Raw genomic sequence first — 16,641 nt, 5'->3', positions numbered from 1 at the left:
AGCCAGTATTATCACAATAGGGAAAGCTGCTGAGAGTCTTTGTTATCCGTCAAATTGAGGGCTTTTGCTTGTTCTTCCATTTCTGTAAGTAGTTCTTTCATGTGTGCTTCTCGCCATTTTGCTGTGAGTTCTCCAGAAAAAGCACGTTGAAGCAATATTTCAAAAAGACTATTAACTAAGTTACCTGAATTAGTTTGTTTTGATTTCAGTGTATTAATATTAGACAATTTATCAATAAACTCTTGTTGCAGCTTAAGGGGCGGAAGAGGTAGGAGAATCGAGCCAAATTCTTTAGTATTTATATTAAACTGAATTGCTGATTGTCTTGTCAGTCTTAAAAATTCTTGTCTACCACTCGGAACTGTAAGAAAACTTTGGATAAATTCTGGATAGACAAGTTCACGATTAAATCTAACACGCATCAGATGTGAATCAAATGCCCATTTCTCCTTACCAGGATAAGCAACAATACATTTACCAAGAAGATGTGCTGAACCAATAGCTCTGGCTAGTAATAGATCACCATCACGAACTTCATGCCGATTTACTGCTTCTGGAGGTAAATCGACATATTTACGATCTTCTAAATTTAATTGTCCGTTTTGGATATTTGTAACCCGTAAGTCTAACCAATTTCCCTGTGTTGAGTTTGGCGGAATCATCGAGCCATAATTAGGTGATATTGCATAGAGACAGTCCATTCTTACAACATCCCACCCCATCGGATTTGTTGCCGGATCGCCAAACATTTTAATGAATAGCGCAGGCAAAATGCGATCGCCTTTTGCATCAGCCTCAGCCCGCATTCTCCGCAGTGCATCAGCTTGATCTAAAATCTTGACTATGCGACTTTGTTCAGAGACAGGAGGGAGTGGAATATTTATAGATTCAAGAGTAGAACGGTTAATAGATTGAAATGTGCTTCCTTGACCTTGACGAGATATAGAAGGCTCAATGTACTTGAATAAAAAGTACAGATATTTTTGAACAGCTAGTTTTTTATTAGCTCGAATAGCACACAGTCCACGACCTATACAGCAAAGTTGATCAGCCATATTAGTAGGCCCAACTGGCGCTCTTACAGACATCAAAATGTCACCACTTTCAGCAATTCTTGTTGGTTCACTACACCATTTAACAGGGGTAGGGTGCATATCACCAAACTCAGCTTTGCCTTGAAATAATGGAATTCCTTTCCCATCTTCGTTGTAAGAATTGCCAGGAGGTGATTGCCCCATATTAATAACGGCAATATCAGATAGTTTGACTTCAAGCCACTTCATGAAACTGCCTCCACATCACGAAGCAGCTTTTCTAACCCAGATGCAATACCCTTCTCAATTTCTAAAACTTCTCGAATCAACTCAACCGGATCATCATCAGAAACAGCCTCAGTTACCTGTGGCTTATAACGCCCAGCAGCTAAATTGTAATCATTTTCGGCAATAGTCTCCAAAGATGCCCACCAGCATCGGGGTTCATCACTTCCTGGCTTCAGCAACTCCCCCTTCTCAAAACCTGGAGGTTGCACAAAACCCGACTCCCGATAAACCTTCCACTGTTTTAATAAATTGGGAATATCGTTAAGTTCTGGCGTTTCCGGTCTACCCCCGCCGGAAATCTTATCAGGATCGTAACCATCATTTTTAACTTCATAAAACCAAACTTGATTCACCTGACGCACCGCAGATTCCATTGGGTTGCGAACTACCAGCACCGCAGTCTTCACCCCCGTATATGGCTTAAACACCCCCGCAGGTAAAGAAACCACTGCCAATAAATCAAATTCTGTCACCAGTTTTTTACGCAAATCCACATGAGCGCCAGTAGAACCAAATAGTAACCCTTCTGGTACAATCACCGCACACATTCCACCCGCTACCAAAGACTTCATGATTGCAGCCAAAAACAGCAATTCACTTTTTTTGGAATTTGTCGGTAAATCTGCACGGATAGAATCTTTGGGTAACGTTCCCGCAAAAGGGGGATTATCAAACATTACCTTATAGCGACGGCGCAAATCATCTTCTGTCAGTCCCCCCATATCTGACAAGACATTTGCTACTTTCAGCTTGGCGTTGCGAATTCCATGCAGCACCAAATTCATCATCGAAATTCGCATCATCTGGCGGGAGACATCAAAGCCATAAATAGACTCTTCCAACAGTTTCCAGTCAGGTAATCTATCCCCATTTCCTTTGCGATAAGTCTGGAGATTGGGGATTTGCTGTTTTGCTTGGGCCAAAGTCAGTCCCCGTTTTTCCAGCCAATCCTCACCGTAAATCGGCACTTCTATGGGATTTTCGCTGTACTTAGCCAAAATATACTCAATACTATCAATCAAAAATCCTGCTGTTCCACAAGCCAAATCACAGATAGTATCCCCTAAATCAGGGTCAACCATCTCCACCATAAATGCCCGTATCTGTCGGGGAGTACGGAATTGACCATTAAGCGCAGATTGACCTAAATGGGTTAACAGGTACTCAAAAATATCACCTTTGACATCCTGACCCATTTTGAGGAAATCCAAGGTATCCAGTTCATCAACTACCAACTTGAGAACATTCGGGTCATTAATTTCTAAAACCGCATCCCGGAAATACTCTGCCACTTTTGGCTCATCTTTCAGCAAAGAATTCGCCATGTAGGGGAAAACTTCATCCCGCAGAAAGTCTCGTAGTTCAGTACCACTCTTGAAACGCCATTTTGACCAGCGATAACGTTCTGCCTGCTGGGGAAATAGTAATTTAGCATTACCATTATTACCCATGAGGCGATCGCGTAACTCCCGATTTGCTTCCTCTTCATCCAACAGCTTCAGGTATATCAGGTAAGAAATCTGCTCAATGTAGGTGACAGGATTTGTTACCCCACCAGCCCACAAGGTATCAGTAATATGCTTGAGTTTGCGCCGAATTTCTGAATCCATATTTTTCTCTTAACCCTCTGTACCTGTAGCATCCACCGCGAACACAGAGCGGTTTAATTCATCAAAAATATCCCGCAATCCCTGCTCACCAAACAGTTCTATACCTAAACCAGCAGCATTGAGAACTGAGAGGGGTGGCAAGAATAAATCATCTATGGTTAGCAGACCTTTGGCAATACCCCGATTTTTCAACAAAGAAAGATACTGAGCTTGGGCTGGTGCGAAAGAGTGAGAAACCAACCAAGCTCTAAAGTTTTCTTCTAGTAATTCTTCCTGGCTTTTAAGCTTTAATATTCCCAATGCTGCCCGAATAAAATCAATCAAGCTGCCATTATAATTGCGGTAAGCTCGCCGCAAGTTTTCTTCATTAAAGTAGTATCGCGGTGTATTCAAACGTCGCACCAGTTCCGTTTCTTCGCTTTCCGTCAACAACTCTCCATCCCGGATTTTCTGGAGTGTTGGATCATTATTAACAGCAGATTGAATAGTTTGCTCCCAGTTAGTGACATAATCACGCTTATCAACCCGCTCCCCTTCTGTACCTACCTCTACATAACTGACATATTGCTGCCATCTATCCCTCAGCCCTAATTCAATTAATTCTGAACGAGGACGGGATTGTTGCTGGTTGCTTCTAATTGATACATGACCTCGACCAGTTTCAGCATAAATATCAGTATCGCTATCATTAAAATATTCGTGATTTCTGAAAAAATCATAAATAACAAACTTGCGTTTATCAATATGTGGCGCAGTTCTTGTCCCCCGTCCACGAATTTGCTGATAAAGAATTGGACTCCGCACTGTGCGACACATAACTAAATGCAAAACTTCCCGGCAATCAAAGCCAGTATTGAGCATATCAACACTAACTGCAACTTGTGGATAATCCTCATATTTGAACTGGCGAATTAAATCATCAGCATTAGTGACATCACTTGTAATTACTTCAGCGTAATGCCCCTTACATTCTGGATGTAATTCGTTAAGATATCTGGTCAACCGTGCCGCATGATTTTTTGTCAAAGCAAATACTATCGACTTACCAGGCCCAATCTTTTGTCCTGGTGCTAATTCTTGATAATTTTCCCAAGCCAGCCTATCAAATTCCTGCATCATGAGGCGGTTACTCGCCTCATTAGTCCACTTGCGTTCAAAGGCTGCTGGGTCATAATAAACCTCATCAACTTCAGCACCTTCAGCAATAATTTCAGTTATGCCAGTAGCGAACCGATAGGGAACAAGATACTTTTGCTCAAATGCTGTTTGAATAGAGTAAGTAAAATCTGGCTGCTCATTCCGACAGTTGTAGAAATCAAAAGTATTACGTTCAATGTAAGCTGCTGGCGTAGCACTTAAACCAATATGGAACGCATCAAAGTGAGTAAGTGCCGTCTGCCAAATACCATAAATCGAACGGTGACATTCATCAGCCACAACAACATCAAAATATCCGCTAGTAAACTCCCGATAACGGCTAATCATTGTTTGGAGTAAGCAAACTGTAATTTGCTGCTCTTGCCGGATCACACTCGGTTTGAACCAGTAGCTACCATACTGATTTAAAACATCTTGAACTGCTTCTAATGCCTGTTTTGCTAATTGTTCCCTATCCACTAAAAACAGTATTTTTTCGGCATATCCCGATTGAATTAGGCGTTTTAATTGCAGACAAATTAAATCAGTTTTACCTGTTCCAGTTGGTAGTTCGAGTAAAAATCGCCGTTTGCCCAATTCAACCGCATGGTCAATAGCTTGCATAGTTTCCTTTTGATAGGGACGAACTAAGCGAATTTCTCCCTGTCGAGTGTAATACTCAGGAATTTCAATAGTAGCTAAGGGTTGACGGGTTGAGCGCATTTCAAGCAATCGCTCTAAATCTCGCCGTGAGAAAAATGAATTGACAATCCGGGCATCATCGTTTTGATAGTCCCAGAAATAAATCAGTTCGCCGTTACTGAGAAAAATAAATGGTGCTTGAAGTTGCTGGGCGTAGGGAAGTGCTTGGTTCTTAGCAACATAAGGCTCAATAGCACGCTTCTTAGCTTCAATCACAGCCAAGGGACGACCTCTTTGGTCAAGCAGTAGATAATCGGCTCTACCTCTCCTTCCATCTGCCATTTGAGCCGAAACCTCAGTCATTACCTGAGATTTATCAGCCGGGTTCCATCCAGCTTGGCGGAGAAGGTCATCAATATTAATACGTGCGTCTGTTTCTTTGCTAAAGTCGCTCATCAAATCACTCCTGTCTTACCAAAGTTAGCACTAAGCCCTCAGCGTCAGTGCTTTTTCCGCTTTATCCCAGAAGTTTTAACTTTTTCCCAACTTCAGCGCCAACTTTTGATAGATTTCGTCTAACCACACCGGAATTACAGGCTTACCTGCATCCAAAGATGCGATCGCCTTTTTTCTGTCAAACTCCACAAGCTCAAGCGATCGCTCCTGTGCTTGGGACAACAACATAAACCGCTTACCTTTACCTGAAGTAAATAACTCCGGCTCTTGGTCTTTCAGCTTTTTGAGCGTGGTGCTGGCTATGTCAAAACTTAAACCCACAGATAGCCAATATGACATTGCAGCCAGTTCCAGCAAATTAGATTTTGAGTAATAAATACTACGTCCTGTCCCAGTATCACTGATTACAGGAACAATCACCCCCCTCTCTCGCCAATACTGTAGCTGACGAAGGGTGCAGCCTGTGATTTCAGCAGCTTCCTTGCTTGTAAAAAATGTCTCCTGCATACAATTTATTTTACAGAAGACTTGTCTAATACAAATATGTTAGTATTAGACAATATTGTTTTAAAGCGATGAGCCAAATCACTATTCAGTGTCGTCTTGTAGCCTCAGAATCATCACGCCACCAACTATGGAAGTTGATGGCAGAGCTAAATACGCCACTGATTAATGAACTATTGCATCGGGTAAATCAACATCCAGAGTTTGAAACTTGGCGACAAAAGGGCAAACACCCCACTGGTGTTGTCAAAGAACTCTGCGAACCTTTGAAAACTGACCCTCACTTTATTGGTCAGCCTGGACGGTTTTATACGAGTGCGATCGCATTGGTGAACTACATATATAAATCATGGTTTGCCTTGATGAAGCGATCGCAGTTCCAACTAGAAGGTAAAAATCGCTGGTTGGAAATGCTCAACAGTGATGTTGAATTGGTAGAAAGTAGTGGTGTCAGCTTAGATAGTCTTCGCACTAAAGCTGCTGAAATTTTGGTTCAATTTGCTCCTCTCAATACTGCTGAAACTGAATCAACGAATGGGAAAAAAGCTAAAAAGCGCAAAAAATCTCAAAATTCAGATAGCAAGAGTTTATCAAAGAACTTATTTGAGTCCTATTCCAAGACAGAAGATAACTTGACTCGTTGTGCTATCAGCTATTTACTCAAAAATGGTTGTAAAATCAACGAGAAAGAGGAAGACGCTAAAAAATTTGCTCAACGCCGTCGTAAACTTGAAATTCAGATTGAACGCATCAGAGAACAGCTAGAAACAAGAATTCCTAAAGGTCGAGATTTAACCGCTACCAAATGGTTAGAAACTATTGTCGTTGCTACTCATAACGTTCCAACAAATGAGTCCGAGGCAAAATCTTGGCAAGACAGCCTTTTAAGGCAATCCAGCAAAGTACCTTTCCCAGTAGCTTACGAAAGCAACGAAGACATGACTTGGTTTAAAAACCAGTTTGGGCGCATCTGTGTAAAATTCAACGGTTTAAGTGAGCATAGCTTTCAAGTCTATTGTGACTCTCGCCAACTCCACTGGTTTAAACGTTTCCTAGAAGATCAACAAATTAAGAAAAATAGCAAAAATCAACACTCCACTAGCCTATTCACCCTCCGTAGTGGGCGTATTGCTTGGCAAGAAGAGGAAGGCAAAGGCGATCCTTGGAATGTTAATCGCTTAACCCTCTACTGTTCTGTGGATACACGCCTATGGACGACTGAAGGAACCAATCAAGTAAGGGAAGAGAAAGCTGAAGAAATCGCTAAAATTATCACTAATACAAAAGCCAAAGGCGACCTTAATGAAAAACAGCAAGCCCACATAAAACGGAAAAACTCCACCTTAGACAGAATTAATAACCCTTTTCCTCGCCCCACGAAACCTTTATATAAAGGACAATCTCATATTCTTGTTGGTATTAGCCTCGGCTTAGAAAAGCCTGCAACGCTAGCGGTAGTAGACGGCACTACGGGTCAAGTAATTACCTATCGCAGCATCAAACAACTACTGGGTGATAATTACAAACTGGTAAATCGACAGCGACAGCAAAAGCATTCCTTATCCCACCAACGCCAAATAGCTCAAACGCTTGCTGCACCAAATCAGTTTGGAGAATCGGAGTTAGGGGAATATATTGACAGATTACTAGCGAAAGAGATTATTGCGATCGCCCAAACATACTCTGCTGGAAGTATTGTTCTACCTAACTTGGACAATATGCGAGAGCAAGTTCAGAGTGAGATTCAAGCCAAAGCTGAACAAAAATCAGACTTAATAGAAGTTCAACAAAAGTATGCTAAACAGTACCGAGTTAGCGTCCATCAGTGGAGTTACGGCAGATTGATGGCAAATATTCACTCGTCAGCTGCTAAAGCTGGAATTGTGATAGAGGAGTCAAAACAGCCAATTCGAGGTAGTCCACAAGAGAAAGCGAGAGAATTAGCGATCGCAGCTTACTATTCCCGCAAAATAAACTGATTGACAAAACACCGAACCTTGACAATAAAATAAGAAAATTCAACAGCGCCGCAGCTCATGCTTGTTATAAACCTCTGTGCTGTGTAAATTTGGGTTAGTTTGACTGCTGTTAAACAGTCTTGCTTTCTGACCCTGGTAGCTGCCCACCTTGATGCTGCTGTCCCTTGCGGACAGGAATAAGGTGCGCCCCCAGTAATAGAGGTGCGGGTTTACCGCAGTGGTGGCTACCGAATCACCTCCGACCAAGGAGGAACCCACCTTAATTATTTTTTGGCATGGTAAAGCGGGGGCGATTTCCCTGAGACTCCTGCCAAAACTTTAAATCGCTTGTTTAATAAGGTTTATAGCCTTTAAGGTGTCAGTTGATTTACTTTTTTAAGTGTTAACTGACAGGCGATTTTGGGAGACGTGACAAAAATGCCTTCATAACTATTGGTAAATCAAGGGTTTGAAGCGCAGAGTTTCAACACCCCTCCCAGCTAGAGGCGGGTTGAAAGACGGGCCATTAGCTCCCAACTCCCATTGGTTGACTGCGGTTTCAACACCCCTCCCAGCTAGAGGCGGGTTGAAAGATGCGAAAGCCGGCGGAGAAAAGTTGCGCGACTATCTTAGTTTCAACACCCCTCCCAGCTAGAGGCGGGTTGAAAGATGCCAAGATCCACTTTCTCTATAAGTATGGGTTCGAGTTTCAACACCCCTCCCAGCTAGAGGCGGATTGAAAGGAGTGACACACAAAAAACAGAAGCAATCAGAAGTATTTCAACACCCTTCTCAGTTAAAGATGGTTTAAAAGCAGGAAAAATGAGACTTTGCACGATAATACTTTTTTGCGTTTCAAAAGCATTCCTAGCTAGAAAAGGGCTGAAAGAAAACTTTGAAAATTGACAATTTTTTTGGGGAGAGTTTTACAAACTTATCTTAAAAATAGGTGGGTTATAGGTGGGTTGAAAGATTGGTAAAAGTCATGGAATTCTTGGACTAATGAGACAAAAACTTGTCAACTTAGTATTTGCGCCGATATCCTTAGTTAATAATCATGGATTGTTAAACTGGTATTGTGATCATAGCAGTTCATTTTTGATATGCCTTATCCAGATTGTTTAATGGACACTAATTTGTCAATGCGGACATTTATCTGTCAATATGGACATTAATCTGTCAACGCAGACAAATAATTTGGCAAACGACAACAGAAGCCCTGTCCGTCTTACGGCGGGGTAGTTCACAATTAAATTCCATGACTTTTACCAATTACCCAATTACGCCGGAAAAACCTGGCTAAAGCTGATTCTTCTAAAGATAGATAAATTGGTCGTCCGTGGGGACAGGTGCGAGGGTTGCGAGTTCGTTGCCAATTATCTAAAAGTGTCTGCATTTCTTGTTGATTCATAGGTGTACCATTACGAATTGCGCTGCGACAAGCGACAGCTACTTGGGCTGTTTGTAAATCGCCTCCCAAACTAAGTTCTAAAATTGCTTCTGCACAGTCGTCTCGCTGTTGCAAAGGTGTGGGTATGTTTCGGACAGCCCAAAGTTGTTCGCCAAAGGGTTCTATTTCTAAACCGATACGTTGAAGTTGCGATACTTGTGCTGGTGACAATTGATAAAGAATGATTGGCGGTTCGACGGGAACAAGTTGCCAATCATCGCATAATTTTTCATACAAAACTCGCTCATGGGCAATATGCTGCTCCACTAACCACATACCAGCTGAATGTTCCGCCACAATATAGGTGTTGCTAACTTGAGCGACAGCTTTTAAGGAGTTAGGAGAGACGCGATTAATCCCGTCTGTACAAGGGTTGGGATTTTGAGGATTAAAATTGTAGCCGCCTTTGCCTTCTGCTGCTTTGAGTAATTTACTAACTCGTGTTGTGTGAACAGCTTCTTTGAGATTGCTAGAAGAAATGCTGAGTGCTTGGTTAATTGCTTGGGTAATTTGCTCTTGCCAATAAATGATTTCGTTGAGGTAAATTTCTGTTTTGGCTGGATTGCGATTCCAGTTAATTTGATCGGGTGCAATGGCAAGATGTAAGAAACAAATTGGATAGCGATCGCGTGGTAATGTTCTGTGAAATGCTGATAATATTGTTTGCTCTAGTTCCGGTGTCTTAACCATTCGTCCGTTAATAGCTACACGTACCCAATCTGGACGATGACGATGAGTGCGATCGGGTAATCCTACCACTAAAGTGAGTGTTGAGTGGGGAGAGACGCGATTAATCGCCTCTGTACAAGAGTTAGGGGAGTTGGGTATTTCTAGTTTCACCTCTTGCAAATCACCTTGTCGTACCTGGGGTAAAATCTGCGGTAGCAGTTGCCCAGTTGTAGCAGCCGGAGAGATGGTGAACCATTGACGGTCATTTTGCCAAATCTGCCAGGTGAGGTGGGGATGACACAAGGCGATTTGTTGAATTGTGGCTTGCACGGCTTTCATTTGCTGGGCAACTGTGGGTAATCCCTGACGACGAGATGAGCAATTACCGAACAGATTGGAAACTGTCACCACTGTACCAGGTGCGATCGCAGTTACTTCAACTTGCATAACTTCCCCAGCATTGCCATAGCTAATTCGCCATCCTAATTTTCCACCCACAGGACGACTCAAAATTTCCAAATCTGCCAGAGTTGTTAAGCTGTGTAACGCCTCACCACGAAACCCCAAACTGTTAATTTTCCATAAATCGGCACTGGAGTGAATTTTACTGGTACTGTGGGCTGTGGCTGCTTGTTGCAAGTCATCTAGGTTCATTCCACAGCCATTATCTGCCACACGAATTCGCCATTGCTGCGGCCATAGAGAAACCACAATTCGCGTTGCACCTGCGTCTAGGGAATTTTCTACCAATTCCCGCACCACAGAAGCTAAGGAGTCGATTACCTCCCCAGCTGTAATAAGATATACGACTTCTGTTGGTAGAGCTTGAATAGTAGATGCCATAAATTATAGTTTATAGCTTCTGGGGGTAAGGGAAGTGGGAAAAATGGGGATTCTTTTATAGTTGCAAATTATTAACTTATTAGACTGAAAACTCAATTAAAAGGCGATTTTTGATAAATTGCTTGTGAGGTTATAAGCGGGAAAAGCTTATGAGTAATAATTCAGTTGCTGATGTCCATGATTTAAAGACCCGTTTGCAATGGGGTCAACCAGGTTTTACAATTGTTGATGTGCGCGATCGCCACACCTACAATCACGGTCGGATCAGTGGAGCAATACCAATCCCATTGGACGATTTGGCATCTAAAGCCAAATCTGCCCTACATAAAGAACGCCATATCTATATTTATGGCGACACTGACGAACATACAACCCAGGCTGCACAAATTTTGAGAGGAGCAGGGTTTGTTGAAGTAGCGGAAATCAAAGGTGGCCTTACAGCTTGGATTTCAGCCGGTGGTGCTACAGAAGGTGTTGGGGCTTAAAGCTAACCCAGCCATACCAATCTAAGTCTATTTATTTCATCATTGCTGGTTTTTTGTACTGCACATTAGACTTCTAGCAAAAATCCAATCAGCGAAAAATGAACCATAAATAAACACTAATGAATTATCTGCGTGTATCTGTGGTTTAATCTCTAAGACCTTGATTTTTGCCAGATATCGATTGTGCATTACAGCTTTCTCTACACAATCATATAAAAACACTGATTGCAACATTAATTAACATTAAATCATCTGACTTTCTCTCAACGAAACAGTGCTGAGTAACTCGGCTTAGAGTAAAAAAGTAATAATTGCACGGGCTAAACGCCCCGCTACCGCTAACAGCATAGAAAGTCTGAGAGCAACTGCTTAAAAGTCATGGAAAAAGAAATAAATATTTATTTCGAGATGCGTAGCATATATTTAATACGTCCAAGATCAATCCCCTAGATTTATCTATGGGGTTACTCAGCACTCAGCACTCCTGAACTCTAGCGCAGCACAGCATAAATAAACTACCTTTTCCAAATCAACAGAATCCTTGCCGTATAGGAATTACGAATTACTATTTGGTCATTAATTACTATCCTTGATAGCCAAAACTTTCGGTAGTTCAGGCTTGAGCAAACCGTTTAACAAGGATGCGGGACGTTCACTGTAAGGCCAAGCAAAAGCATGACGGAAAGCAGCATCCTGACAAGCTTGTAGTTGTTCAAAACTAATAATGTTGTACGTCAAGAGATTTTCATACTCAAAGGGTAGACGCACATTGTGCAACCCAGCATTATCAGTACAAATAGCGATATCCACCCCAGCATCAAAACAACGGTCAAAAACTAATTTGAGTTGACGTATATCCTGCAAAGTACCTGTTTTCAGGTAAGTTGTGGGGCAAACCTCCAAACATTGTCCGCGTTTAGCCACATCATCAAGTAGTTCTGGATACAGTAGGGGAATTTGGATACCGTGACCGATTCGCATGAGATATGGTAGAAGTTCTGGGTAACACCCGGCGGTGGTTTCATATAGATGTCCGGTGGTGTTAACGCCTAGCGATCGCGCATAATCATATAAGCTAACCCATTCTTCTAAGCGATCGGCATAATAGCTATCACCCCCTGCTACATCTACTGCACAGACATACTGCTTATTTTGCGCCGCCAAATCAACAATCGCCTTGTTCACCTGATATGGTAGACGCGTGTGCATACAGAGAATTTGACTAGTTACAATGGGATATTCTGGCTGCTGGCTGGCAAGTCCTACTACTTGCACGATTTCTGCCATCTTGTCAATTCTCTCTGATTGACTTAGATGTTCAGGTGTCCGTAAATAGGGAGTGTAACGTAGTTCCAAATAAGCCAAATTTTCAAAAATGTAAGCACCCCGCACCAAGCGATAGATAAAGTAAGGCAAAGTTTCCACAGTTTGCACACTTTCTACTAAGGTGTGTAATTCTAGATACTCATCTAGGGTATTGCGTGGGCGGGTATAAAAATCTTCAAATTCTGAATAGTCAGCAAAGCGGGAAATCAACTCCGATGAATGTCGCTCGAAATATCGCCATAAAACTCGCGGTACAACGGAACCGCCCAGATGCCTATGTAATTCAGCATATAAAGCCATAGTGGTACTTTTAGGTAAAAATTTCAATAATTGTAACAAAAACATAGAAATAAAAAATCTATACTCATAAATATTGAGAGCAAAGATATTTCCTGTCTTCTTGAGAGAGTTTAAACCTTTTGTCTGATGGTAGCTTGATTTCTACTGTGATGTGTGATGTAGCAGACGCTGCACAAAGGTCGCAATTTTATCCTTGTTTTCTAAAAATCCCGCATTTAATGGAGTTTTGAGGATAAATAAACTTGACATTATCAAGATGAAATTTGATAATATTCAATACCATCGGTTTTTGTGTTATACTGAAATAAATATTTAAATTGTTGAGCAAGTGAAATGTAGCAATATATTTTACTTTAGCAAAACAAAATCTTGGGCGAGGTTGATACTAATTGAAAATTCAAGCGTTGGATGTCAAAGCTGGCGATCGCATTATTGCTTACTGCAACAATAAAATGCAAACCTGCAAGGTAAAGCGCATATTAGATCCCGGTCAAGCTAATATCACACTATCAGTATTCACCTCTGAAAATTATCGCGGTTGCTCAGTCTCGTCTATAGTTCGCTTCCAGTCTAATGCTTTAGTTGATTTGGTAAGTTAAAAATCAAAGAAACATTCAATCTCAAAAATATCTCTAGCTATTGTCCAGCCTCAAGCTGGATTTAATTTTTATTATAAGGTCAAGGTGTGATACCTGTGGCGGGCTACGCCTACGCACATACAAAGAGAATATTGGTGGATAACTATATTATCTCAGAGACTTTAGCCGATATTTCTGGAACTGTTACCCCGTCAGATATTATTCACAAGTCAAACAAAATGGCTGTATCAGGATAAATTTGTCAGTACTTCTCGCTTTTTTCCCCTTTTTGTTAGAATATCAAGACTATTTAGCACAGCGATCGCTACATTAGAAGATATATATAAATAAAAATCATTATTGATTTTTATTAGTTCGCAGTTCACACAAAACCATGAGTGCAAGTACCATTATTTCCGATAATCCCTTACTCCAAGGCGTTGGCTTACCTCCCTTTGCAGAGATTAAACCAGAACGAGTTGTACCAGCCTTCAATCAGTTGTTGGCAGAACTTGAACACCAGCTTACCAGCTTAGAGGCTAGTGTACAGCCTACTTGGAGTGGTTTAGTAGAACCCTTAGAAAAGCTGACAGAACGGCTGACTTGGAGTTGGGGGGTGGTGAATCATTTAATGGGTGTTAAAAATAGCCCAGAACTGCGCGAAGCTCATGAAATCGTACAGCCATTAGTCGTACAATTTATCAATAAGCTCGGTCAAAGCCAACCCATATACAATGCTTTTAAAGCACTCCGTACCAGTGAGAATTGGGCAACTTTAGAATTAGCCCAACAGCGCATTGTAGAAGCGGCCATTCGGGATGCAGAACTTTCTGGTGTTGGCTTAGAAGGAGAGGTAAGAGAACGTTTCAACGCCATACAAATGGAGTTAGCAGAACTTTCTACCAAATTTTCTAACCATGTACTTGATGCGACTAAAGCCTTCAGCTTAACCCTAACAACACAAACAGAAATTGACGGTTTACCACCAAGCTTAGTGAGTCTAGCAGCCCAAGTTGCTCGTGCAGCCGGCGAAAGCAACGCCACGCCAGAAAATGGCCCCTGGCGGATTACTTTAGACTTCCCCAGCTATGGCCCTTTCATGCAGCACAGCACCCGTCGAGATTTGCGTGAAAAGCTCTATAAAGCTCATATCACCCGCGCTTCTATGGGTGATTTGAATAATAATCCCTTAATTGAGCGCATTTTGAAGTTGCGCCAAGAACTCGCAGATATACTAGGCTTTAAAAGTTTTGCCCAATTGAGCCTCGCTAGTAAAATGGCTCCCAACGTTGAAGCAGTCAACGCCCTGTTAGAAGAACTACGCCACGCTAGTTATGATGCTGCTGTCAAAGACTTGCTAGAACTCAAAGCTTTTGCAGCAGCACAGGGAGCGGCAGAAGCTGAAGATTTAAAACACTGGGATATTAGCTTTTGGGCAGAACGCCAACGAGAAGCAAAATTTGCCTTTACTGCTGAAGAATTGCGTCCCTACTTTCCCCTTCCCCAAGTTTTAGACGGCTTATTTGGACTAGTCAAGCGGCTATTTGGTGTTACTGTCACTCCTGCCGATGGTCAAGCCCCAGTATGGCATGAGGATGTCCGTTATTTCCAAATTGCTGACGAAACTGGTTCTCCCATAGCCTACTTTTACTTAGACCCATACAGCCGTCCAGCAGAAAAACGCGGTGGTGCTTGGATGGATGTGTGCATTAATCGAGCCAAAATTACTGAAAATGGTGTCACTGCCATCCGTTTACCAGTAGCTTATTTGGTGTGTAATCAAAGTCCTCCCGTAGACGGTAAACCTAGTTTAATGACCTTCTATGAAGTAGAGACTCTATTCCACGAGTTTGGTCATGGATTGCAACATCTGCTTACTAAGGTTGACTATCCTGGAGCCGCAGGTATCAATAATGTTGAATGGGATGCAGTGGAACTACCTAGTCAGTTTATGGAAAACTGGTGCTACGAGCGACCCACTTTGTTTGGGATGGCGAAACATTACGAAACTGGTGAAGCCTTACCGGAGCATTATTATCAAAAGCTGTTAGCGGCGCGTAATTATATGAGTGGTACTGCTATGTTGCGGCAGATTCACCTGAGCAGTCTTGATTTAGAACTACACTACCATTATCATCCTGGTAGTAATGAAACTCCATCAGATGTGCGTCATCGCCTAGCCAAGACTACTACCGTTTTACAGCCACTTCCAGAAGATTCAATTTTATGTGCTTTTGGACATATTTTTGAGGGTGGTTATGCAGCAGGTTACTACAGTTACAAATGGGCCGAGGTGCTTAGTGCTGATGCTTTTGCCGCTTTTGAAGAAGCTGGGCTAGAAGATGAAGAGGCGATAAAAGCTACAGGTCGGCGTTATCGGGATACGGTGCTGGCACTCGGTGGTGGTCAGCATCCAATGGAGGTGTTTAAAACTTTCCGGGGTCGTGAACCAAGCACGAACGCTTTGCTTAGGCACAATGGTTTAGTCAGTGTTGCTGTAAATTAAACGATACCTCTGTAGGAACGTTGCATTGCAACGTCTCTCGCGTAAATAGACCTGCGTTGTAGGGGCAATTCATGAATTGCCCCTACAACTCAATCGCAATAAGAAACCCTCTCTGCTTTCGTCATAGTTAAGATGATTACAAGACAGAGGGGGTTCATTTTTTATTTTTTTATCGGCAGATTTTAAAGATAATACTGGCAAAAACCAGTTTCTCTGATGTTGTGTTTTTTAAACCTGCCTATTCAGTTCAGCCTATTTCCAGTCGGGAATCACGTCACCGGCTCCTTCTCCCCCAATCCCGATTCCAGTGTTGAATACTTCGGCATCAGTGAGATTTAGATCGTTCATTGATGCTTTATACACATTAGAATCGTGAATCGTGGCGCGAGTAAAATTTACTCCGTTGAGATTGGTTTGCTTCAAATTCACATTGCTTACATAAGCTGATGTTAGGTTAGCACCTGCCAAGTTTGCACCAGTTAAGTCAGCTCCTTCGAGGTTAGCCCCTACAAGGTTGGCTCCTTGGAGCTTCGAGCCTCTCAAGTCAGCACCAATCAAATGAGCGCCACTGAGGTTAGCTCCCGATAAATTACACTGGATACATTCCCCAGTTGAAAGCAGCTTTTGTAAATCCTGCGGATTTTCGGCTCTAACCGAGCTAGCGAAAAATAGGGGAGTTGCTAAGGCCATGGCCGCTAATAGCTGGAGTTTCATAATTTTCCCCCTTTAATAATCAAGTTGCGTCCGTTCTGTCCCTCACAACTCTATTATCTCACTAAAATTCGTGAGGTCAATCTATCTATGTGCTAATGAGGTGGTTTTGATATGAGACAGCTATAATAGCAAAGTAAAAAA

Annotated in this window: 11 protein-coding genes; 4 read left to right on the top strand and 7 right to left on the bottom strand. The window is 42.1% G+C overall.

What is annotated here, in order from left to right; all coding sequences use genetic code 11:
- Positions 1-11 precede the first annotated feature (11 nt).
- The 4 genes from GTQ43_RS07015 to GTQ43_RS07000 form a co-directional block, all read right to left on the bottom strand.
- Positions 12-1,283 carry a restriction endonuclease subunit S gene (locus GTQ43_RS07015; RefSeq protein ID WP_265271869.1) on the bottom strand — a complete coding sequence of 424 codons (1,272 nt, stop codon included), beginning with the start codon at positions 1,281-1,283 and terminating at the stop codon, positions 12-14.
- Positions 1,280-2,932 carry a type I restriction-modification system subunit M gene (locus GTQ43_RS07010; protein WP_265271867.1) on the bottom strand — a complete coding sequence of 551 codons (1,653 nt, stop codon included), beginning with the start codon at positions 2,930-2,932 and terminating at the stop codon, positions 1,280-1,282. Before GTQ43_RS07010 ends, GTQ43_RS07015 begins: the two co-directional genes overlap by 4 nt.
- 9 nt (positions 2,933-2,941) lie before the next feature.
- Positions 2,942-5,167, bottom strand: a complete 2,226-nt coding sequence (locus GTQ43_RS07005; protein WP_265271865.1) for a type I restriction endonuclease subunit R — start codon at positions 5,165-5,167, stop codon at positions 2,942-2,944.
- A 75-nt stretch (positions 5,168-5,242) separates the two neighbouring features.
- Positions 5,243-5,674, bottom strand: a complete 432-nt coding sequence (locus GTQ43_RS07000) for a MerR family transcriptional regulator (RefSeq protein ID WP_265271863.1) — start codon at positions 5,672-5,674, stop codon at positions 5,243-5,245.
- 68 nt (positions 5,675-5,742) lie between these two features.
- On the opposite strand from GTQ43_RS07000, the gene cas12k reads away from it, so the two are divergent.
- Positions 5,743-7,650 (top strand): type V CRISPR-associated protein Cas12k, encoded by a 1,908-nt coding sequence (cas12k, locus tag GTQ43_RS06995; RefSeq protein WP_265271861.1) that lies wholly within the window; start codon positions 5,743-5,745, stop codon positions 7,648-7,650.
- A gap of 1,228 nt (positions 7,651-8,878) precedes the next feature.
- Here the strand turns inward: cas12k and mutL are convergent.
- Positions 8,879-10,591, bottom strand: a complete 1,713-nt coding sequence (gene mutL, locus GTQ43_RS06990; protein WP_265271859.1) for a DNA mismatch repair endonuclease MutL — start codon at positions 10,589-10,591, stop codon at positions 8,879-8,881.
- Between the two features lie 149 nt (positions 10,592-10,740).
- Here mutL and GTQ43_RS06985 point away from each other — a divergent pair, with 149 nt between their 5' ends.
- Positions 10,741-11,076, top strand: a complete 336-nt coding sequence (locus GTQ43_RS06985) for a rhodanese-like domain-containing protein (RefSeq protein WP_265271857.1) — start codon at positions 10,741-10,743, stop codon at positions 11,074-11,076.
- A 576-nt stretch (positions 11,077-11,652) separates the two neighbouring features.
- Here GTQ43_RS06985 and GTQ43_RS06980 read toward each other — a convergent pair.
- Positions 11,653-12,702 carry an adenosine deaminase gene (locus GTQ43_RS06980; RefSeq protein ID WP_265271856.1) on the bottom strand — a complete coding sequence of 350 codons (1,050 nt, stop codon included), beginning with the start codon at positions 12,700-12,702 and terminating at the stop codon, positions 11,653-11,655.
- Between the two features lie 389 nt (positions 12,703-13,091).
- On the opposite strand from GTQ43_RS06980, the gene GTQ43_RS06975 reads away from it, so the two are divergent.
- Both GTQ43_RS06975 and GTQ43_RS06970 read left to right on the top strand, forming a co-directional pair.
- The gene (locus tag GTQ43_RS06975; RefSeq protein WP_041565457.1) at positions 13,092-13,301 is read left to right on the top strand and encodes a hypothetical protein; all 210 of its coding nucleotides are present in this window, start codon (positions 13,092-13,094) and stop codon (positions 13,299-13,301) included.
- 373 nt (positions 13,302-13,674) lie between these two features.
- On the top strand, positions 13,675-15,786 hold the full coding sequence (locus tag GTQ43_RS06970) for a M3 family metallopeptidase (protein WP_265271846.1): 2,112 nt from the start codon (positions 13,675-13,677) through the stop codon (positions 15,784-15,786).
- A 252-nt stretch (positions 15,787-16,038) separates the two neighbouring features.
- Here the strand turns inward: GTQ43_RS06970 and GTQ43_RS06965 are convergent, their stop codons facing one another.
- Positions 16,039-16,500: a pentapeptide repeat-containing protein gene (locus GTQ43_RS06965; protein ID WP_265271844.1), complete on the bottom strand. Its 462-nt coding sequence runs from the start codon at positions 16,498-16,500 to the stop codon at positions 16,039-16,041.
- Positions 16,501-16,641: the final 141 nt, after the last annotated feature.

The sequence above is a fragment of the Nostoc sp. KVJ3 genome, assembly GCF_026127265.1.
GTDB lineage: Bacteria > Cyanobacteriota > Cyanobacteriia > Cyanobacteriales > Nostocaceae > Nostoc.
The sequence above is the reverse complement of the archived record's forward strand: the minus strand, read 5'-3'. Positions and strand labels throughout refer to the sequence as shown.